The organism is Streptomyces sp. NPDC048521 (assembly GCF_043199855.1).
Lineage (GTDB): Bacteria > Actinomycetota > Actinomycetes > Streptomycetales > Streptomycetaceae > Streptomyces.
This window is the reverse complement of record NZ_JBICWR010000016.1, coordinates 151,891-173,759: the sequence shown is the minus strand read 5'-3', so window position 1 is coordinate 173,759 and position 21,869 is coordinate 151,891. Positions and strand designations below refer to the sequence as shown.

The window sequence follows — 21,869 nt, the reverse complement described above, 5'->3', positions numbered from 1 at the left end:
TGGAACGTAGCCCGCTCGGCTCGTCGGCTGATCCCTGACTTCATCGTCTTTCCGTGTCCTCGCTCGCGCTCAGTTGACCACCGGCGGAACATCGCGCCGGGGCTTGTCGGGCATGTGTGTCTCTTCGTCTTCGACCAGGTAGTCGGGGCGCGCCGTTCCCTGCGCCCTCTCCTCGTCCCCGGGCTTGCCGTTGTGGCCGGCACCCCGCATTAGACCCGAACCACCCCGGGTCATGCCGTTGCGTTCCGCTTCCGCCTTGGAGTTGCGTGCGGTCGGCCTGCTCGTGACGGACTCAGAGGTTCCCGCACCGGGCCGGGAGCCTTTCGCGCTCGATCCGAGCCCCGCCCTGGACTCGGGCGCTCCGAAGACTCCACGCTGGCCGAGCCGGCCAGTGGTACCTCTGGAGTTGGCCGCTCCCTCACCACCGATGACCGTCCCGCGAGGAACCCTGGCCCCACTTTTCGACGAGGCACCACCTGTGGCCGTGGGCCGTCCCCCGACGACTCCGTTGGACCGGCCGGCGCCAGTGGCGGGCCCGCTGTTCGCTCGTGGTGCCGCCGTGCCGCCGTGCCGGGGCGTACCACCGGAGACCCCTCGGCCCATGGGAAACGGCTTCGATCCTGAAGTGGCGCCCTTGGCCGCGGACTGACCAGTCGACGTCGCGCGTCCCATCTGGTTCATGGGCCCTTGCCCCGTGACACGCCCCGGGTTGGTCGTACCCGGGCGCCCCTGCGCGGAGGGCGGAGTACGGAACCCACCTGTTCCGTTCAGACCCCGTCCCGATGCGCGATTAGGAATCGGAGTCCCGACCGGGCCTTCGAAAATGTTGGGCTGGCCGCCACTCGTGGGCGGGGTGCCGGTGACCGGCGGGGTGCTGCTGGGCCCAGGTCCGGTCGTCGTGGGTGGAGGCAGTGTGCCGGTGCTGTCGATGTGCGTGCCGACAGGCAGATCGGGGTGTGGAATCCGCTCGGGGATGTGACTCGTGGGTGCTGGTGTCTCGCCTGTTTCGGGCACACCCACGTGCCCCGCAGGCCCGATCGTCGCGTGATGAGTGCCGACCGCCGTCGACGCAGCCCCGCCGGTCCCGTGTGAGACGGCCCCTTGGGCACCAGGCCGTTGTCCGTACGTGGTGGGCCGGGGCACACCCACTTTCGGCATTTCCTTGAACGTGGGAGCCTTCTCGTCCAAGACCTGCAGCTGTTCCCTCGACACCGCGTAGTACGACGCCAACCGATTCATCTGGTTGATCGCCTCTTGGCGGTCCTTCTCCACCTTTACGGCAGCGGCGTACTCTTCCTTGTTGGCCGCCTTTTCAGCCGGCGTGAAGTGCTCGGGTCGCTTCCGGTTCGCCTGGGTGTCACGGGCTGGCATGGCTTTGCGAACAGACGCCAGTCCCACGGCAGCGGCCGTGATCTGGTCACCCGCCCCTCCCGCGAACGCACTCAGGTCGTACGTGCTCGAAACGAGCCCGACGCCCCACTTACGGAAGTCATCACCCGCTTTGCCGACCCAAGGGACTGTCTCGAACTGCCCCTTGAGCTCATCAGCCGCCCCCTTGATGGCGTCGCGCGCGTCCCAGAGGGCCCGGCCAGAGGACTCCAGGTCCTCCGGGTTCGTCTTCTCGACCAAGTCGAGCATGGCGTTCAGGTCATAGTCGTCGAATTCCGTACGGCTGACCATGGCCTCGGAGTACGGGGTGCCCTTTGCCGCCTGGCGGACCACGCCATTGATGGTTTCTCTAAGGAAGCCGCCCCCGTGGGGGTGTTCTGCGGCGCCCCGGGCGAGGTCCGCGAAGTTGTTCTGCTGGGAGACCCGATCCAGGTCCGCCTTGTGCTGGTTCTCGCCCATCGTCAGAACGTCCCCGTCTCTCCGCCGCCGACGTGCTTGTCACCCTTCGAGTTGATTACGTCGATCTCCGCCTGGATCTCCCAGAACCGCCGTCGCTGTTCCTCTTCGAGGTTGTCGAAGGTTCCCTTGGCACCCAGAACCGCGATACCGATCGCCTCGATCTGCAGGTGCAGGGTCCTGGAGAGGCTGGTGAGCCTCTCGTGGACCGCGTTGAACGTCTTGTGCAGGGCGTCGGCTTCGTGAAAGGTTCCGGCCGCGCTGCTGAGTGACCCCTGGCCGATCGACTGATCCTGAAGCCGCGTCGGAGCACCCGGCGACTTCTCAAGATCCCTCAGGACCCCGTCGACCCGCGTCACGAACTTCTTCAGCGCGTCCCCGCTGGCCTCCAGGTTCGCCGCCGACACGCCCCCAACCATGTCTGCCGGAAGCACGACGCTCCTCCCCGTTTCCCCGTACATCCATCGGCCCGACCGGATCGAGGGCCGACCACTCGCTCACCGCACGATCGCAAAGCGAGCCGCGCCTGACAACGCGTTTACCACTCTAGTCAACCTGCCCAACTGGGCCAACCGGGCATGTGTCTTAACTCGGTTACGAGTACGGCCCTGGCAACGCGTTTTGCCCGACTTGCCGGTTTGCAGCGAAGGGTGCACGCAGCCTCTGTCATGCGTCGTCAGCCCGTCATGAACGCGGCACACGTCGGCGGCGCACCGTAGGCTCAAGCCTCCACCAAATCTCTACGCCCGAGGGATGACATCCCGCTCGCAACACTACGCGAGGCCAACTGAGTTGCCTGGCCGCTGAAGGTCTCTTTCGGATCGGCGGTGTATGCCGGTCGTTATGTTGACGTCTCCTCCCTGAGGGCGACGCTTCCGGCGCATGGGACTCCCCGCCAACCTTCGCACGCGACAATCCACCTACACCGGACCGGGCCTGAACGCTCCATGACCCAAGTTGCTAACGTGATTGGCTGCCACACCATCGAAGCGACAACGACAGTCCGACGCGAGGGACGCACGGCAGTTGACCGGACACGCGGGGGAAGAGGTCACCCAATGGCATGGGATGAGTGGGAAGAGCTCAAGGCCAAGCACGGACCGACGGGCATGCAGCTGAACAGCGTGCCCGATGGGGGCGGCACCTACGGGCCGTACGTGGTACCGAGCAAGACCGGTGACCTCAAGGTCGGCCATGATGACCTGGTCAAGATCGGTAAGAGCGCGCACGAGCTGTACAACCAACTATGGGACAAGGCTCGCGTCAGTATCGCCAGCAGCGACTCGGCGGCGAGCAGCCTTTCGAAGCAGGGCTTCGACCTGGGAAGCGGACTGCAGCACGTGTCCAACCGTTGGGAAGAGCAGTTGAAGTCGCTCATGGACGCCTGTGCTCAGATCTCGAACCACATGCAGACCACCAAGAAGGTCCATGCCGGCGACGAGCACTACATCCAGCGGCAGATGAGCAGCATTGACGCACTGGATGCCGGCTTTGACGAACGGGTCGGCGAGCCGGGTTCGAAGAACGACTACGCCAAGCAGGAAAAGGGAGAGAAGCCCGGTGGATAACGGCACCGAGCGCCCATCCGCTCCCGTCTCTTCAACTCCCGCCTAAGGACCCGTAGCTGTGGATCTCGACACCCTGCGCTTCGCCAACTTCTCGTCGGTCAACGAGGCAATCACGGACTGGTCAACGCTGGTCAGCAATCTGGAAGACCTCCAGAAACAGGCCGAACAAGGGCTGCATCAGGCCGCCAACAAGGCCAACTGGGTCGGCGTCAATGCTGAGGTCACCAAGGAGTTCATCGGCAAGACCGCCGGTGAGTTCGCCGACGCCCACACGCAAGCGAAGACGATCCACAGCATCCTCAGTGACACGGTCGGAGAGCTGAAGCAGTACCACAAGGACCTTGAGGAAGCCATCGATCGCGGCCTGAAGAAGAACCTGACGGTGATGGACACCGGCGATGGGACGTTCACGGTCACCATGAACATCCACCCGGACCGGGCCGCGAAGGGCACCACTGTCCCCGAGCACGACGAGAGCGACGTCACAGCTCTGCGGAACGAGGTGCAGGAGATCCTGCGCAAGGCTACCGAGAGCGACACCTCGGCCCAGCAGGTACTGAAAGCCATCGTCGACCAGGCCACCATGGGATTCTCCGACGCCAGCTACAAGGACCGGGACGCCGCGCAAGCAGCCGTCGACGAAGCCGACGAACTGGCCAAGCTCGCGAAGAAGGATCCGGACGAGCTAACGGTCAAGGAATTCGACCGCCTGAATGCCGGACTCAAGAGGTACCACGACGATCCGCTGTTCGCGGAGCGCTTCGCCACCGACCTCGGACCGCAGAAGACTCTGGAATTTTGGGCCGGCGTCGCAGATCCACAGGTGACACCCGATCTCACTCGGGAACGCCGCGAGCAGTTGGACGACTTGCAGAGGAATCTGAGCCTGACGCTGGCTACAGCTAGCCAGAGCGACACAACTGGCATGACGAAGTGGAAACACGATGTCATCGAGATGGGTGACAAACAGGTCGGCCACCGAGGAAACGTCCTTGGCTTCCAGGTCATGAGCAATCTCATGCGCGCGGGCGACTATGACGATTCCTTCATGACCCAATACGGCAAGCGTCTGATGGAGACGGAGCGGAAGTTCACAGGCGACGGCAAGCACACCGCCTGGCAGCAATTGGGATTCGACCCCTATCTCAACCGGATGGGGGGCGACACAGGCTGGGACCCGCTGGGTGGTTACCTGAAGGGACTCTCCAACAGTCCGGACGCTGCTACCGAATTCTTCAACGCCGACTTCATCCCGAAAGACGACGACCACAAGCACGCTGTTTCCAACTTCAAATATCTATTTGAAGAGCGCCACTGGCCGCAAGCAATCAAGAACGACTTCAGCGGCGACGCGAGCGACGATGCACGGAACAACCTGGCCTCGGCGTTGGAGGCAGCGACGACCGGGCATCCCGCAGGGGAAATTCCCACACTCGACACCCCTGCACACAACAAGGAACAGGCCAAACTCTTCAACGCCATCGTTTCCTCGGTGGGCGACGACCCGGAACGGCTGACCGGTCACGACTACATGTCCGACAGCATGGGGCAGATCGCTTCCGAATACCTGCCGGACATCAACCGGGCAACGACTGACGTCAGCAGGGATTCGGAAGATTGGGCCGGAGTCGAGAAGCTCTACCCGATCGCAGGCGCTGATTCCGGAGTGCATCACCGGGACGTCAGTAAATTCCTTTTCGCCATCGGTCAGAATCCCGCAGGGTACGCCGCGGTCGAGGTTGGGCAAGAGGCCTACATGTCCAAGCTCATGACGTACCACCTCGATCCGGACCTTCCGGCGGATCAGCGATTCTCCCAAGATCAGGAGACCACGGTCAAGTACATCTCCGAACGGTCCGGAGAGGTATCGGGCATCCTCGGTCTCGGGCGGCAGGAGGAGATCGCGAAGCCGGCCGGCGAGAAGGACGACGCCTACGACTACAGCGTTTCGCAGCGGAAGAACTGGATCTCGGGCGGGGTCGGAACGGTCGTCGGCGTCGGAACGTCGTTCGTCGCAACCCCCTGGGTGGGCGCGGCTGCCGGCGGTGCGGCGGGTACGGTCACAAGCGTGGTGCTGGAGCGGGTCTTCAAGGATGCCGAAGGACATGCTCTTGAGAACGCCGCCGACGAAATGGGAAGCCGCTGGCAGGCTGGCCTGACGAAGAACAACGAGTACGTGGCGCTGGGCGCGCAGACTGCAGCCGAGAAGCACCACTTGGCGAACGCGGACGACATCGGGACGTGGTCGCGAGAAGGTTCTCGGCAGGGTTACATCAATGCACGTGCCATTTTGCAGGGGCAGGCCCCCGGCAGCACAACGACAACTTCCTGATCTCCCATAGTTGCGAGAATGCCATGAATGCGATCTCTATTCTTCGTCGAGGCCATCGCGTGGGAGCAACCATCGCGATGTCCGTCATCCTCATCACACTCTCGGGTTGCTCAGAGAATGAGCAGAAGCGCGAATATTCCACACCCCAGTCTTTGTGTGGCACCACCGTCGACGCAGAGGAACTCTCCAAGTTCCTCCCCGCCGGGAAGAAGCTCTCGACGAAGGCGACGACTCTTTCACCCTCGGCCACTCGGTGCTCTGTCTCAGTGGACGGAAAGCGGATCATCTATACCGCTCAAGAATGGTGGAACGACATAACGGTGTTCGAGTTCGCCCAAGGCCTGACGCTTGAGAAGGTGGACCACCAGACAGACGACGGGCGTTTCGCATACTCGGGGAATCAGGCTTTCGGCAAAACAGAAGGTTGCCGCAACAGTCAGCATGATGACCAAGTCCTTTACACCGCTATTCAGGCCACCGGATCGAAAAACAAAGACGCAGCGGCCATGAAGCGGCTGATCACCACCTACACCAAGGCGGTTGAACAATCCAAAGCTTGCCGATAGGAGCCCGGGATAGCGGCTCCGCGTGACCTCACTCTCAGCCTTTCCTGGTCACGGCCACCTGGTCGCGGAACAGGCGTGTGCTTTCGCCGCGTGCTCGGTGAAGGTACGCAGGACCGTGCCTGCGTGGGCGATGTTAGAAAGCGTTCGGCCCGCAGCCCAAGATGCAGCTCGGCGTACATTGAAGCCGTCGATCACGCCTTGATGAACAACCAGTCCATCAATTCTGACACGGCCGACGACCTGAGGCGAGCCGCGCGCACATCAGCCGGCCATAGCCACTCGGACGGCGCACAGTGGAAATCGGAGAGTAGCGGACGTTGAATTCCACATCGCACGGTCTGCGTGCTGTATCGCTGTTCGTTGCCGCCATGGCGGTGGCCGCCTGCTCTTCGGACGAGCCGAAGCAGGAGTTCACGGTCCCGAAGGCCTTGTGCGGGATCTCCGTACCAGCCAAGGCTCTGTCCCGCCTTCTGCCCGCTTCCGGGAAGCGACTCTCCGCTGAACAGGTCGGGGGGCCGGACGATGGCTCCGTGTTGTGCAATGTCACGGTTGACGGAGACATGGTGTTGGTGGTCAGCAGGGAGCGAGTCGACGTCGGTGAATCGGCGCGGAGCATTCTGCTCAGTCGGCTTTCCATTTCGCGGCAGAAGTCTGCAGAGGGGGGATCCGTCGTATATGCCGATCGAGCCGCTGTCTCGCTGGTCAAGTGTCGTGGGACTGGTGTCGAGAAAGAAGACATCAGCACCTTGATCAAGGTGCTGAAGCCCGCGCGCCAGGACGAATCGGCCATGAAGGACCTGATCACCGACTACACGGCTTCGCTCAAAGAACAGCAGCCCTGCAAGCGCGCTTCCTGATGATCGACCCTCCCAACAGGAAGCTTTCCGGGTGGTCGATGAGCACTATCCGAGTCACTGCCAGTACGAAGCGCGGGGCGATGGCTCAGCACGCTCACCGCGGACGACGGCAGCACGCTCGGTGTGACGGTCACCGTCTCGTCCGTCAACGGAGACAGGATCGGCTACGACATCAAGGCCGGCGACGAGGCTTCGTCGGCGACGAACTCACGAGTCGTCGTCCGCCCGTCGCCGTCGGTCGGCGCGCAGCGGGCCCCCGGTACGGGCGGCCGGTGCGTCCCTTCACCGTGTCGGTGAGATCAGCACTCGCCGCCGATTGGGTCAGGCCGTCCGTCATCCGGCTTTCAACCGACGCCCGCGCCTGCGTCGTGCGTCCCGTACCGCCACCGCCGTGCCGCTCAGCCCCGCCACCACGACCAGGCCGCCCACGATCACGTACGTCGCGAGACGGGTGTTGCGTTCCTCCGCCGTCTCACCGAAGTGCAGTGGCGTGACCGACGGGGCCTCGCCCTTGGACACGCCCTGCTCGGGTTTCGGCGACTGGACGGGGTGCGCCGGATCCACGTCCGTCAACGCCCTGACGGGGTCCACCACTCCCCAGCCCACCAGCCGGTCGTGCCCGGGGATCGAGCGTTCCGCGGTCTGTTCGATCTGGGCGGCGACCTCCTGGGCCGTCCACTTGGGGTACTTGGACTTCAACAGGGCCGCGACGCCCGCCACGTACGGCGCCGAGAAGCTCGTCCCGTTGTCCGAGCAGTGGCCGTTGCCCGGAACGGTGGAGATCATGTCGACGCCCGGAGCCGCGACGCCCACGAAGTCTCCCGACTGTGAAAAGGCCGCCCGTTCGTTGTTGCGGTCGGAGGCCGCCACCGCCAGGACGCCCTTGTAGGCCGCCGGGTACGTCACCTTGACGTTGCCGCCCAGGCCGTCGTTGCCGGCCGAGGCCACGACCACGACCCGCTGGCGCAGGGCGAAGTCGATGGCGTCCTTCAGGTCCGAGTCCTTCGGGTCGAGCGCGTTGGCCGTGTCCTGGGAGATGTTGATGACGTCGGCGCCCGCCTGGACCGCGTACCGGATCCCCGAGGCCAGCGTTTCCGCCGTGCCGTCGCCCTCGGCGTCGTTCTGCTTGATCGGGATGATCGTCGCGTCCGGGGCCAGGCCCACGACACCCGTCCCCTTCGCCGGGCGGGCCGCGATGATGCCCGCCACGCGCGTGCCGTGGCCGACCGTGTCCGTCGTACCCGACTTGTTGCCGCGCTCTATCTTTTCGCCCTTGGAGTTCTTCGTGGGCAGCAGGTTCTTGCCCCTGGCCACGTCCACGGCCTTGGTGAGCTGCGGGTTCTTGACGTCCACCCCGGTGTCGATCACGGCCACCTGGACGCCCTTGCCGGTGGACTGCGCCCACAGCTCGTCCAGGTTGACGCGCTGCAGCGCCCAGGGCCGGCCCGCGTACGGCTTCGACGGGAACGTGCACTGGCCGTCGTCCGCCCGGGCCGGGGAAGCGGGCAGGGCGACCACCGTGGTCGTCGCGGTGAGGACCACGGCGGCGGCCACGGCCACCGCTCGGGCCGCTGTCTCCGACGTCCCGGTCACTGGCGTCCTTGCCTTCAGCATGAGTCGGTTCTCCTCCGCCGCCGCTACGAACCCTGCGGCTGCCGCGCCGCCGCCTCCGACAGGCGCGGGCCCGTCGGCAGGAACCTCGACCACTCCATCGGGACGGGCGTGGGCGTCACCTTCTCGTAGCCGAGACGGGTCTGGGCGATCCTCGCCTCGCTCAGCTCCTCCTTGCGCTTCTTGGCGGAGGTGCCGATGCCCTTGTCGTCGGTGGCGCTGTCGCTGTTGGACTGCAGGGCGTAGCGCAGGCCTGTGTCGGTCACCAGGAAGACGCCGCCGGCCGAGGTCTCCGTGCCCTGGAACTGACGGTAGAGCTGGCCGGAGCCGGGGGTGACGTACGCGCTGGAGGAGCCGGTGGGCAGTTGGGCGGGGAAGTCCTCGCCGACCCAGGTCGACAGGGTGGTCCGTCCCTTGGCGCCGACCGAGCGCAGAACGTTGCAGACCGTGTTGCGGCCGCTGGTGGGGCTGGAGCCGTCGTTCACCGTCTTCGGCTTGTACGTCGGCCAGTTCTTGTTGCCGTCGAAGGTGGTGCTGTCGACGACCGCGCCGGGGCTGACCTGCTGCGCCTCACCGGCCTGGCCCACGCCGACGAGGTCACCGCTGTTGAGCAGGAGCGTGGCCGTGAACTCGGAGATGCGGGCCACCTTCCCCTGCAGCACGACGTAGTACTGCATCGTCTGGCCGTCGTAGGCCTTGATGACCTCGCCGACCTTGTCGTACTGCCGCAGCAGGCCGGAGGCGTCGGCCTTCGCGCCGGGCGTGCCCTGGATCGTCGGGATGGCGATCGGGTCGCCCTTGTGGAGGGTGTCGAGCCAGTCCTGGGAGACGCGCTGCGGGGCGCGGCCCTGAGTGTCGAGGGCCTTGAGCAGTTCCTTGTCGCCCGGTTCGGCGATCTCGTACGCCGTGCCCCGCGCGTCGACGACGTACTGGGTCTTGCCGTCCGGGCCGACGACGTACATCAGGTCGCCGCGGGAGAGCTTGGCGGACCCTTCCGTCTTGGACCATTCCTTCTTCGCGAGGACGAACGCCGCCTTCTGGATGGCCCGGCCGCCGTCGCCGGGGCGCTCGCAGACCGCCCAGCGCTTGGCGGTCTCGGCCTCGTCCGAGGAGGGCAGCCGGTCGGGGGCGTACGGGATGCCGATCGTGGCGCCGTGCGGGGGCTTGCCGCTGTCCAGGACCTTCTCGTCGACGGTGATGACGCTGGTCTTGCTGGGATCCAGCAGGAGCTTGGCCGAGGCCATGTTGAGGACCGGGTGCAGCTGCTTCTGCTTGCCCGTCTTCAGCACGACGTACCGCGTGGTCGACTTGCTCGCGACGATGACGTGTTCTTCCGGTGTGTCCCAGCCCTTGGGCGCCGTCGGGCTGAACATGCCGATCGCGCCGAACACCGCGAGGATCACGACGCCGACGACGACGCCGGGCACCAGTGCGCCCAGCGGCTTGGGGGCGCCCTCCTCCGAACCGGAGGGGGAAGGCTGCAGGAATGATGCGAGCGTGCGGCGCTTCGCGAAGGTGTAGGCGTTGAGTTCGTCCCGCCGTGATGCCATCTGTGTCCGCTCTCTCCCCGTTGCGGAGCCGTGGGGGACCTGTGAAGATCCGTCCCCCGCCTTCGGTTGCCTCTGGTGCCTCGACTGTCAGACCCGGCCCCTACTATGCCTGTTGCGCGGACGTGCTGGTGGCACGGGTAGGGTGCTCAGGGCTTGAAGGGACCGGAGCGCAAGGGTATTCGGGAGAGTTCGGGGGGTTTGGAGTGATGGCTTCCGCAACGCGGACCCGGTCGCGATCGCAATCGGGGTCTCGATCGGGCGGCGCGCGCCGGTCAGGTGCCCGCCGCTCTGCGTCCTCCCGGCCGGACGCCCAGTCGGCGACCACGCCCTACCAGGGCGCTTTCGCGCCGCATCTGGAGTCGCGCTCCGGGCGCGGGGGTTCGTTCGCGCTGCAACGGCTGGTGCTGCTGGAGATCGCGGGCGCACTCGTGGTGTGCGGGTGGCTCGTGGGGACGATCGCCCTGATCGCCGCCGCCGTCGTCGCCACGGTGCTCGTGGTGCTCGCTGTCGTACGACGCCGGGGGCGCTCGCTGCCGGAATGGCTCGGCACCCATATGGCGCTGCGCGCCCGTATGCGGCGGGCCGCGGGCACACCGGTGCCGCCGGGAACCGACTCCGGTCTCGCGCCCGCCGTGGAGTGCGACCCGACGCTTCGCACCTACAGCTACAGCCGCGGCGAAGACCGCGACCAGCGGCCGATCGGCATGGTCGGCGACGGCGGCTTCCTGACCGCGGTGCTCCAGATCGAGTCGGACGCCGACGCGCTGCGCGCCGAGCGCAGCCGCAGACCGCTGCCGGTGGCCCTCGTACAGGACGTCCTCGAAGTGGACGGGATCCGGCTGGAGTCGGCGCAGATCGTGGTGCACACGCAGCCCGCGCCCGCACTGCACCTGCCCCAGCAGTCGGTCGTGGTGAGTAACTACGCGCCGCTCCAAGCCCAGACCGGCTCCCCCGCGGTCCGCATCACGTGGATCGCGCTGAAGCTCGATCCCGAACTGTGCCCGGAGGCGGTGGCAGCGCGTGGCGGTGGGCTGCTGGGGGCGCAGAAGTGCCTGGCGCGTTCGGCCGAGCACCTGTCGAGCCGGCTGACCGGCGCCGGGTTCCGGGCGAGCGTGCTCACCGAGGAGGAGCTGACGGCCGCGATCGCCACCTCCGCCTGCGCCAACCCGATGGTGACCGCCCAGGCGGCCCAGGCAGGGCGCGGCGAGGCGCCCCAGCGGCGTACCGAGGAGTCCAGCCGCAGCTGGCGCTGCGACAACCGCCGGCACACGACCTACTGGGTGCGCCGCTGGCCCCCACTGGGCGGAGCCGGAGGATCACTGGCGCAGTTGGTGGCACAGCTGACCGCGGTGCCCGCGCTGGCGACGACCTTCAGCCTGACGCTGGCCAAGGGTGCGCAGCAGAACGTGGCCCTCACCGGCCACCTGCGGATCACCGGCCGCAGCAACCAGGAGCTGACCGACGCGCGGCGCGAACTGGAGCGGGCCGCGCGGCAGGCACGGACCGGCCTCGCGCGTCTGGACCGTGAACAACTCCCCGGCGTTCTAGCCACCCTGCCGCTCGGAGGTGCCCGCTGATGGCCATGACGACCTCGCCCACCCCATCGGGCACGACCCCGTCGGCACCAGGCCTCGGCACACGGCTGCGCACGGGCTTCGGCCTGCTGGGCCCGCGCCATCCGCGGCATGCCCTGCCCGTGGAGCAGGCCGATGCGCTGTCCCTGCCCATCGGCGACGACGGCGTGGTGGTCGGTGTCAACGCCGAGGGTCACCCCGCCGTACTGGGGGTGAACCGTCCGACGCCGTACGACATCGTGCTCATCGGCGGCCTGTGGACCGCTCAGGTCATGGCGCTGCGCGCGGCGGCGACGGGCGCGCGGGTGGCCGTGGAGACCGGGCGGGCGCAGGCCTGGATGCCGATGGTGCACGCCATGGGCGGCGGGCAGAACGGTCTCGCGGTGTACGACGTCGGCCGCGTGCCCCCGCAGGGCGCATCGGCCGGGACGCCCGTGCTGGTGGTGCGGGACTGCGGCATGCGGCCGCCGCGCGGACGCGTGGTCTCCGCGCCGTGGCAGTCGGTGCTGACCTTGCTGCCGTATCTGAGCCCGGTGGCACCGCGGTTGATGCGCCAGGCGCGTCTGGTGGGCGTGCAGCGGGTGTCGCCCGACGAGGCGGCGGAGATCGGGCGGGTGATAGGGCTGCCGCGCCCGGAGCTCGAGACCCTGCCCACGCTTCCGGACGGTGTGACGCTGTGGTGCACGGAGCGGGACCGGCAGTACGTGGTGACGCGGGCGACGGACGCCGAGACCGGACTCCTGGGCGTCGCGCGCCGAATGGACTGACACGGGTCCAACTTGGCCCGTTTTCAGGGGGACTGGCGCGCTATCGCGTGAATCGGTGTGCTTTCGGGGCCTGGGTGAGATACGTCTTCGTCACGGTTTGGTGTACGTACGCGTGCGCCGCGGTGGTCCCGGGCCCGGTGTGACGCCCCGGATGGGCACGAAGGAGTGGCCGGGCCTGCCGGGTCCGCCGTTTTGGTGATTAGGCTGGGGCAGGGCACGTCGCGCGTTCCCGCGAGCGGGGGGTGCACGCTTTGCGACCAAGGGGTCCAGTGACCCGAGCGGGAAGCCCGGCGAATCGTACGACAGGAACGGTCGCCCCCCCCAGCACGGCATGAGGGTGTTCGACCACACCAGGAGGAACTGTGAACAGCGATCGGGACGGGATCCGCGGGGGCTGGGACACACCCGACGACGACCAGACCGACGCGGAGTCCGGCATCGAGATGACGGGCGAGTTCACGATCGACTACGCGCCGCCGGCCTGGTACACGCAGAACGCCTCTGGTACGTCCGGTGCGCCCTCGTCGGCCCCGGTGCCACCCCAGGCGGCCGCTCCCGCCACGCCCCCGCCGCCGGTCGGTCCGCCGGTCGGCGTGCCGGACCTGCCGCCCGGCAGCGGCTTCCAGCCGGCCTGGACGGCGGCGTCCGCCCCACCGGCACCGCCCGAGGGTCCGGCCACCCCTGTCGCCTCCCCCTTGGTGCCGCACCAGGAGGACGGTGAGAACGGCGACCTTGTCAGCGGCGCGACCATGCGGATCTCCGCCTCCGCGCTGAAGCGTGAGATCGCGGAGCGGGCGGCGGCGCAGACCCCCGGCGACCAGGCCGGCACGAACCCCGAGCCCGGCGCCGAGGCGTCCACCGAGACTTCGGCCGAAGAGGCGGCGGTTGCAGAGCCGGCGGCGACCAGCGACGGCGGTCAGGGACCGGAGGCCCGGAACGAGTTCACCGGTACGGCCCCGGAGCAGGTCGGGGAGCAGGAGGGCGGCGACGACGCGTCCGAAGACGCGGCGGCTGACGCCCGCGGGGACGACGAGGATGCCGGCCTCCACGGCCTCGACGACGACAACCGGTCCGCGCCCGCCACCGAGCACGGTGAGGGCGCCGGTGACACGGCCGGAACCTCAGAGGCGCCGGCAGCGGACGCCGCCCAGGCCGACGGCGGCGCGTCCCCGGACGCTTCGGCGCCGAGCACGCACACGGCAGTCCCGGGAACCAGCGACGTCCAGGCAGGCGAGGCTCCCGCCGCGAGCGAAGACGCAGAGAGCGGCCGACCCGCCGCCGTGAGCCCCGATGCCGCAGCAGACGCCCCCGCGGCCACCACGAACCCCGACGCCACACCAGGCGCCTCCAGCCCCGACGCCGCGCCGGACGTCTCCACGGCCACCGCGAGCCCGGATGCGGCTCCGGGCGCCTCCTCCGCCACCGCGAGCCTGGACGCCACACCAGGCGCCCCCGCGCCCACCGCGAGCCCCGACGCCGCACCGGGCGCCCCCACGGCCACCCCTGACCCGCACCCCGCGCAGGACGCCCAGCCCGCCTGGACCCCTCCCCCGGCCCCGCAGAACGGCGTGCCCCCGCTGCCGCCCTCGTACCAGCCCGCCGCCCCGGCGCCCGCCGCCCAGTGGCCCGTGCAGCCCGCACCGCAGCAAGCCGCGCCCCAGCAACCCGGGCCGATGCCCGGTCAGACGCAGCCCGGGGCCGCGCAGGGTCCTGCGGGGGTGCCCGGTCAGCAGCCGCCCGGTCAGCAGCCGCCGTTTCAGCCGCAGGCCCCGCAGCCCGCACCCGCGGCCTGGAACCAGCCGCATGAAGCCAACCAGCCGAACCAGCCCGGTGCGCCCACCCCGCCGGCGTCCGCGCAGGCCGGGCCGCAGCCGAACCCGGCAGGCCCCACCGCACCCAGCGGTTACGGCTTCCCGCCGCTCGGCGCCCCCAACCCGCAAGGTCAGGCGGGTGGTTACGGCTTCCCGCAACCCCCGGCACCGCAGCCCACCCCCAACGCCCAGCCGCAACCGGAACCGCAGCCGCAGCCGCAGCCCGGCGGGTACGGATTCCCCCAGCCCCCGGCGTCCCAGCCGACGCCCAACGGCCCCACCGCGCCCGGCGGGTACGGATTCCCGCCGCCCGGCGCCCCCAACCCGCAAGGTCAGGCGGGTGGTTACGGCTTCCCGCAACCCCCGGCACCGCAGCCCACCCCCAACGCCCAGCCACAACCGGAACCGCAGCCGCAGCCGCAGCCCGGCGGGTACGGATTCCCCCAGCCCCCGGCGTCCCAGCCGACGCCCAACGGCCAGCCGCAGCCGGGCGGTTACGGCTTCCCTCAGGCCCCGCAGGACCCGCAGCACCCGCAGCACCCCGAGTCCGCTCAGGCAGCCCAGCCGCAGCCTCCGCACGCTCCGGTCGACCCGCGGTCCGGGGCCGCGTGGCCGCAGCCCATACAGCACGACCAGCGGCAGCCGACCAACCCCGGTGCAGCGCCGCTGGGTTACACCGCCGCCGTGGAGCTGTCCTCGGACCGGCTGCTGAACAACAAGAGGCAGAAGGCGAAGAGCGGACGGCCCGCAGCGGCGGCGTCCCGGTTCAAGCTGGGCGGCAAGAAGGAGGAGGCCGAGCGGCAGCGCAAGCTGGAACTGATCCGCACGCCGGTGCTGTCCTGCTACCGGATCGCGGTCATCAGCCTCAAGGGCGGCGTCGGCAAGACGACCACGACCACCGCACTCGGCTCCACCCTCGCCACCGAGCGGCAGGACAAGATCCTCGCCATCGACGCCAACCCGGACGCCGGTACGCTCGGGCGGCGGGTGCGCCGGGAGACGGGGGCGACCATCCGTGACCTCGTCCAGGCGATCCCGTACCTGAACTCGTACATGGACATCCGCCGGTTCACCTCCCAGGCGCCCTCCGGCCTGGAGATCATCGCCAACGACGTGGACCCGGCCGTCTCGACGACGTTCAACGACGAGGACTACCGGCGCGCGATCGACGTGCTCGGCCGGCAGTACCCGGTCATCCTGACCGACTCGGGTACGGGTCTGCTGTACAGCGCCATGCGCGGCGTGCTCGACCTGGCCGACCAGCTCATCATCATCTCCACGCCCTCCGTGGACGGCGCGAGCAGCGCCAGCACGACGCTGGACTGGCTGTCCGCGCACGGTTACGCGGACCTGGTCTCCCGGTCCCTGACGGTGATCTCCGGGGTCCGCGAGACCGGGAAGATGATCAAGGTCGAGGACATCGTGTCGCACTTCGAGACGCGGACCCGCGGGGTCATCGTCGTGCCCTTCGACGAGCACCTGGCCGCGGGTGCCGAGGTCGACCTCGACATGATGCGGCCGCGGACGCGCGAGGCGTACTTCAACCTCGCCGCGATGGTGGCCGAGGACTTCGTACGGCACCAGCAGGCCCACGGGCTGTGGACCAGCGACGGCAACCCGCCGCCGGTGGCTGCCCCGCCGATGCCGGGCCGGCCGATGCCGGGCCAGCCGTACGCGCAGGGTCAGCCGTACGCACCGCAGCAGGGTCAGCCGTACCCGCCGCAGCACGGTCAGCCGTATCCGCAGGGTCAGCCGCCGTACCCCCAGGGGCAGCAGCCCTATCCGCCTCAGCAGGGCCGGCCCTACCCGCAGGCCGCTCCCGGGGGCCAGCCGTACCCGCCGCAGCAGGCACAGCAGGGTCAGCCGTACCCGCCCCAGCCCGGCTACCCGCAGCAGCCCGGGCAGGCCCAGCCCCAGCCGCAGGCGCAGCCCCCACAGGCGCAGCAGCCGCCGCAGGCCCCGCCCCCGCAGCAGTAGAGCGGTATGACGAAGGGCGGCCGGTGCTCACCGCACCGGCCGCCCTTTCGCGTCGTGGAGCCCTGGAGCCCGAAGCGGGGCTTACGCCTCCGCCGCCACGATCTCCCGGCACCGCTTCACGTCCGCGGCCATCTGCTCCAGCAGGGCCTCCAGGGACTCGAACTTCGCCTGGCCGCGCACGTACGCGAGGAAGTCGACGGCGACGTGCAGGCCGTACAGGTCGAGGCCGACGCGATCGATCGCGTACGCCTCCACCGTGCGCTCGGTGCCGTCGAACTGGGGGTTCGTCCCGACGGAGACCGCGGCCGGCATGGCCTCGCCCTCGACGTGCAGGTAGCCGGCGTACACGCCGTCGGCGGGAATCGCGGTGTGCGGGAGCGTCTCGACGTTGGCCGTCGGGAAGCCCAGCTCGCGGCCGCGCTGGGCGCCACGCACGACGACGCCCTCCACCCGGTGCGGGCGGCCCAGGATCTCCCGGGCGCCCTCGACATCGCCCTCGGCGACCAGGCGGCGGGTCAGGGTCGAGGAGAACGGCTCGCCGCCGCCCGCCGCACCCGAGACGTACAGGTCGACCACCTCGACCTCGAAGTCGTAGATCTTGCCCTGCTCGGCGAGGAACTCGACGTTACCGGCCGCCTTGTGGCCGAAGCGGAAGTTCGGGCCTTCCACGACCGCCTTGGCGTGCAGCTTGTCCACCAGGACCTTCACGACGAAGTCGGCGGGTGACAGCTTCGAGAACTCGGTGGTGAAGGGCAGGATGAGCACCGCGTCCACACCCAGCTCGGCCATCAGCTCGGCGCGGCGGTGGTGCGGGGCGAGCAGGGGCGGGTGGCTGCCGGGACGGACGACCTCGCTGGGGTGCGGGTCGAAGGTGACGACGACGGCCGGGACGCCCAGCTCGCGGGCGCGGTCGACGGCGTGCTTGATGATCAGCTGGTGGCCGCGGTGGACGCCGTCGTAGGAACCGATGGTGACGACGCTGCGCCCCCAGTCCTGGGGGATGTCCTCCAAGCCACGCCAGCGCTGCACTGTGACCGCTCCTCGAACCCGTGTCCGTGTCTACCTTGACCTCTTGTGCAGGTCTAAGGGTGCCATGCCGGGTGCCCCGGTCCGGCATCGGGCATGGAGATGGGGGCTGTGACGGGGCGCACGTTCCGCGCGACGGCTCACGCCGGTACGCGTACACCCGCCAGGTTCTCGAGCATGCGGCGGGTGCTGGGGCCCACCACGGCGGCCCAGTCGTCCGGGGCGTCCGTCAGCCAGCGGGCCATGAGCGCGGCGAAGCCGGGCACCTGCCGGCCCAGCTCGACCAGGCCCCGGTCGAAGCGGGTGGCGCCCTCGGGGGTGCGGACCAGGAGCAGGCCGGTGCGGTGGACGAGCCCGCGGGCCTCCTCTTCCCGGCGGCCCCCGTCGTCGGCCGCCGCGTGCAGGACGGCGTGCAGGACCGACGGCTCCTGCTCGTGCGTGAACAGGAACTCCAGGAGTTCGCGGCGCAGCGGGCGGGAGGCGGGGGTGCCGGCGGCGGCGAGGACGGTGGCGAGGGCCGCCCGGACCTGTTCGGGGCCGCCGTCGAGCAGGCCCGTGACGAGGGGCAGCAGGACCGGGCGGGCGGTGGGGCCCTGTTCCAGGCGGCGGTCGACGTAGGCGGCGACGTGCCCGGCGGTCTCGGGTCGCAGCCGCGCCGCTTCCCGGACGAGGGCGGCGGTGCGGCGGGCCAGGGCCGGGGTGGTGACGTCGGCGAGGGCGCGCAGGGCCTCCCCGGCGTCCGGGCCGCGCAGACGGGCGCGGAAGGCTTCCAGGACCGGTTCGGGGTGGGTGGTGAGGGCGGGGACCAGGGCGCTCGGCGGGACGTGCGGGTCGCCGTCGGCGAAGTGGCGCAGGGCCGCGTCGAGGTGCCGGTCACGGGTGTGCGGGTCACGGACCAGCAGGGCGCGGGCGCCACCGTGCAGGGTGCAGTCGGCGGGGCGGGCCAGCAGGGCGAGGGCGGCGTAGCGCAGCAGCTCGCGGTCGGCCGCCGAGCGGATGTACGGGGCCACGCGCAGCCCGAACGCCACCGCCGCGACCCGGCGGGCGGGGCGCTCGTCGTGCGCCCAGCGGTCCACGGCCCGGCAGAGCGCGGACGGCTCGTCCTCGGCGAGGGTGGCGAGCAGCTCGTCGGCGCGCCGGTGGGCGCCGGCCACCAGCACCTCGGTCAGCTCGTCCAGGGCGCCGTGCCGGTGGGTGTGCAGCAGCGCCTGGGCGGCGGTGGCCACGGTGGCGTGCGGGGTCGCGGGCAGCGGCCGCTCGTCGTCGAACCAGTGCGTCAGCTGCCGCTGTACGGGGACGGGCTGGGCGTCGAGCAGCCGGGCGACGGCGTCGAGGTAGCGCTCGCCGGGCACCGGCGGCGCCGGGTCCGCGAGGACGAGCCGGCGCAGCAGGTCGAGCCGCTCGGCGTCGCAGACGGGCACGGCGGTCCAGAAGGCGGGACCGAACTCGGCCGGTACGGGCCGCTGTTCGCGGTGCCAGGCGACGATGCGGTCGGCGAGCGGGCGCAGCACCTCGGTGTAGGGCGTCGCGTCCGGCACCTGGAGCAGGGTTCGGGCGAGCAGCCGGGCGGCCCACCAGGAGCCGGGGTCACGGTCCAGGGCTTCGGTCAACTCGTGCAGACGTAAAGCGAGTTGCCGCGGGCCCTGTTGGCGGGCGAGCAGGAGCAGGGCCTGGACGACCGGTCCGATGCGGTGATGCGGCACGGGGACGGGGCAGGCCTCGCCGGTGCCGCGCGGGCGGTGGACCAGGGCGTGCAGGGCCTCGTCCAGGTCGAGGTGCATGCCCTGGATCCAGTCGGCCAGTTCCTCGTGGGCGAAGCGGTAGCCGCTGCCGGCCGGGACGAGGAGACCTTCGGTGAGAACGGCGGAGGCCCAGCCGGTGCCGCCGCCGAGCCGGGCCGGGGCGGGTCCCCAGGGGAACACCGCCTCGAACGCGTCCCGGTCCAGTTCGCCCTGTCCGGGTCCGAGGCTGCGTCGGGCGGCCTCGTGCACCTGTCCGGCCACCCGCGCCGCGAGCCGTCGTACGGCCGTGCCGCGCAGACCGTTCCCGGCGGCGAGGCGGACCGCGATGCGCAGGCACATCAGGTCGAGGTGGGCGGCGAACACCTCGTGCCGGTCGACGGGTCCGGCGGCGGCCGGAGCGTCCGGTACGGCGGCGCGGACCTCGGACAGCAGGCGCAGGGTGAGCGGGTGCCCGGCGTCGCGCTCGGCGAGCACACCGTCGGGAATGCCGTAGCGAGCGCGCGCCCGCCGAGCCTCGTCACCGTCGAGATCGGCCAGCCGCACACAGGGAGGAAGCGAGCCACGACGATCGGGCGGCGCAGCCGAGGCAGGGGACGGATCCGTACGACCGGCCGAGCCAGGGGATGCATCGGGCGGCTCCGCGCGACCGGCCGAGTCAGTCGAGGCAGGGGGCGTATCCGTACGACCGGCCGAGGCAGCCGAGGCAGGGGGCGGATCCGTACGACCGGCCGAGGCAGCCGAGGCGTGGACCGGGTTGGTCTGAGCGGTCGGCGCATGCGCACCCGCGTGGCCGGGCGGGGCAGGCGACGCGTGGGTGGGGTCGGCGTAGCCGGACGAGGTGTGGGACGCGTCCGTCGCATCGGCCGGCGCATGGGACGAGCCCGCGTGGCCCGGCCAGGCGTGGGACGGGTCCGTGGCGGCAGCCGGGGTCGGACGTGGGTCCGTGGCGGCAGCCGGGGTCGGACGTGGGTCCGTGGCGGCAGCCGGGGTCGGACGTGGGTCCGTGGCGGCAGCCGGGGTCGGGCGCGGGTCCGGGTGGTCGTGCGGGGTGTGCAGGAGGTCGGGGGGGAACTGGGTGCCGGCTCGCTCCCAGTACTCCTCCCGGCAGGCCACCACCAGCCGCGTCCCGGTCTCCCGCAGCCAGTTCGCGGTCCCCCTGGTCCACTCGGGCAGCCGGTGGGCGAGGACGGGGGGCATCTCCTCGGGGCCGTCGAGGAGGAGCAGCAGCGGGCGGCCGGTGCGGACGGCGAGGCGGGCCAAGTGTTCGGGGGTGAGGTCGCCGAGGTCCTCGGGGGGCACGGAACGGGAGGCGGCGACGATCCGGACGGCACGCTCCAGCGCGCGGCGGGCCGCGTCGGCCACGGAGTGGTCGGCTTCCTCGAGGTCGGCGCCGCGCAGCCACAGTGTGGGGGCGGGCCGCTCGCCCCGGGCCCAGCGGGCGGCCAGCGCCGCGAGTTCGGTCGTACGGCCGCTGCCAGGAGCGCCGACGAGGCCGAGCACGGTCCGGTCGCCCTCGGTGAACGCGGTCAACTCACGCGCTGTGTCCGCTCGTTCGACGGGGGCCACCGGGCCGGCGTGGATGCCGTGCGGACCGTCCTGGGCCACCGACGTGGCGGTCAGCTCCAGCATGCCGGCCAGGTTCAGGTCGGCGCCGTAGGCCGGGACGGTGGCGGCGTTGCGTGCGAGCAGGTCGGCGAGGGCGCCGTCGGCGGGCCGCAGCGGGACCGCGAAGCCCGCGTCGCGCTCGGCGGTGTGCAGGGCGGTGCCGAGCACGCCGAGGACCGCGCCGGTACAGGCGTCGAGGACCGGTCCCCCGGCCGCCCCGCCGCCGAGCCGGAGCGCGTCCCGCCCGGCGGTGCCGATCGCCAGTTCCAGGACGTCGTCGAGGAGGTGGAAGCGGTCCGTTGCGGTGTACGACACCTGGGTGGCGGCCAGCACCCGGGCCTCGCGCCAGCAGCCCGCGGCGATCCGTACGTAGGTACCGGCGTCGATCCGCTCCTGCACGGTCAGCGGCAGCGGCGCCACGTCCAGGCCCGCGGTGCGCACCAGGGCCAGGTTCAGCTGGGGCAGGGGGGTGACGGCATCCGCGCCGACCACACACGTGCGGTCCCCGGCCGCCTGCAGCACCAGCCGGGGCAGGCCGTCGACCGCCTCGTGGCTGGTGAGGAGGGTGCCCTCGTGATCGGCGAGGAAGCCGATGCCGCGGGGGCGGCCGGCGAGGTCACGGATCCGGACGAGGACGGTGTCGTCCGGGCAGGGGGCGTCACTCGTGGGCGACGGCGCACTCGCCTCGTCCCGCCACACACCGTCGGCCACCCTCCCCGTACCGCCCGGCGTACTCCACGCCCCGTCCTCCCGCGTGCCCTCCGCCGTTGGGCGGCTGCCGCCTTCGGTGTGGGGGTCCCGTTCCGCCATGGCCATACCTCCCCGCCCGCACCGCGTGCCCTCGCTCCGACGGTAGGCGCGTGATGATCGGCGGGACAGATCTCGTGGCGAACGCGCCCCCTTCCGCTCCCCCGGTTCACTCCGAGCGCCTGCCCGGACGGGTGAATAGGCGCGAGCCGTTGGATAACCCTAGGGGTGGGGGAACCGAGGGGGGACCGTGGAGCGGCGGCAGGAGACCACCCGTGGCCGGCCGCCGCT

General features: G+C 70.3%; 13 protein-coding genes and 1 pseudogene. 8 read left to right on the top strand and 6 right to left on the bottom strand.

Features of this window, described 5'->3' with window-relative positions; translation table 11 throughout:
* Positions 1-69 precede the first annotated feature (69 nt).
* Together ACGFRF_RS31470 and ACGFRF_RS31465 are read right to left on the bottom strand one after the other, a co-directional pair.
* The gene (locus ACGFRF_RS31470) at positions 70-1,848 is read right to left on the bottom strand and encodes a hypothetical protein (protein WP_393745756.1); all 1,779 of its coding nucleotides are present in this window, start codon (positions 1,846-1,848) and stop codon (positions 70-72) included.
* Between the two features lie 2 nt (positions 1,849-1,850).
* Complete coding sequence (locus ACGFRF_RS31465; RefSeq protein ID WP_393745754.1) at positions 1,851-2,279, bottom strand: hypothetical protein; 429 nt, start codon at positions 2,277-2,279, stop codon at positions 1,851-1,853.
* Between the two features lie 624 nt (positions 2,280-2,903).
* Here ACGFRF_RS31465 and ACGFRF_RS31460 point away from each other — a divergent pair.
* The 5 genes and pseudogenes from ACGFRF_RS31460 to ACGFRF_RS31440 form a co-directional block, all read left to right on the top strand.
* Complete coding sequence (locus ACGFRF_RS31460; protein WP_393745752.1) at positions 2,904-3,413, top strand: hypothetical protein; 510 nt, start codon at positions 2,904-2,906, stop codon at positions 3,411-3,413.
* Positions 3,414-3,471: 58 nt separating this feature from the next.
* The gene (locus ACGFRF_RS31455) at positions 3,472-5,745 is read left to right on the top strand and encodes a hypothetical protein (protein WP_393745751.1); all 2,274 of its coding nucleotides are present in this window, start codon (positions 3,472-3,474) and stop codon (positions 5,743-5,745) included.
* A 77-nt stretch (positions 5,746-5,822) separates the two neighbouring features.
* Entirely contained in the window at positions 5,823-6,311 is a 489-nt protein-coding gene (locus ACGFRF_RS31450) for a hypothetical protein (RefSeq protein WP_393745749.1), read from the top strand.
* A 317-nt stretch (positions 6,312-6,628) separates the two neighbouring features.
* A complete protein-coding gene (locus ACGFRF_RS31445) occupies positions 6,629-7,168 on the top strand; it encodes a hypothetical protein (protein WP_393745747.1) in 540 nt (179 codons plus the stop codon).
* Positions 7,169-7,258: 90 nt separating this feature from the next.
* Positions 7,259-7,375: pseudogene (locus ACGFRF_RS31440) on the top strand (DUF4333 domain-containing protein); the annotation flags it as partial.
* 126 nt (positions 7,376-7,501) lie between these two features.
* Here ACGFRF_RS31440 and mycP read toward each other — a convergent pair.
* The gene (gene mycP / locus ACGFRF_RS31435; protein WP_393745745.1) at positions 7,502-8,782 is read right to left on the bottom strand and encodes a type VII secretion-associated serine protease mycosin; all 1,281 of its coding nucleotides are present in this window, start codon (positions 8,780-8,782) and stop codon (positions 7,502-7,504) included.
* A gap of 23 nt (positions 8,783-8,805) precedes the next feature.
* Complete coding sequence (gene eccB / locus ACGFRF_RS31430) at positions 8,806-10,329, bottom strand: type VII secretion protein EccB (RefSeq protein ID WP_393745743.1); 1,524 nt, start codon at positions 10,327-10,329, stop codon at positions 8,806-8,808.
* A gap of 206 nt (positions 10,330-10,535) precedes the next feature.
* Here eccB and eccE point away from each other — a divergent pair, with 206 nt between their 5' ends.
* The 3 genes from eccE (at position 10,536) to ACGFRF_RS31415 (ending at position 16,458) form a co-directional block, all read left to right on the top strand.
* A complete protein-coding gene (gene eccE, locus ACGFRF_RS31425) occupies positions 10,536-11,906 on the top strand; it encodes a type VII secretion protein EccE (RefSeq protein WP_393745741.1) in 1,371 nt (456 codons plus the stop codon).
* A gap of 5 nt (positions 11,907-11,911) precedes the next feature.
* Positions 11,912-12,670, top strand: coding sequence for a hypothetical protein (locus ACGFRF_RS31420; RefSeq protein WP_393745797.1), 759 nt, complete (start codon positions 11,912-11,914; stop codon positions 12,668-12,670).
* Between the two features lie 362 nt (positions 12,671-13,032).
* A complete protein-coding gene (locus ACGFRF_RS31415; RefSeq protein ID WP_393745739.1) occupies positions 13,033-16,458 on the top strand; it encodes an SCO5717 family growth-regulating ATPase in 3,426 nt (1,141 codons plus the stop codon).
* An 81-nt stretch (positions 16,459-16,539) separates the two neighbouring features.
* On the opposite strand, the gene ACGFRF_RS31410 is transcribed toward ACGFRF_RS31415, so the two are convergent.
* Positions 16,540-17,487 (bottom strand): bifunctional riboflavin kinase/FAD synthetase, encoded by a 948-nt coding sequence (locus ACGFRF_RS31410; protein WP_393745737.1) that lies wholly within the window; start codon positions 17,485-17,487, stop codon positions 16,540-16,542.
* Between the two features lie 137 nt (positions 17,488-17,624).
* Positions 17,625-21,641 (bottom strand): trypsin-like peptidase domain-containing protein, encoded by a 4,017-nt coding sequence (locus tag ACGFRF_RS31405; protein ID WP_393745735.1) that lies wholly within the window; start codon positions 21,639-21,641, stop codon positions 17,625-17,627.
* Positions 21,642-21,869: the final 228 nt, after the last annotated feature.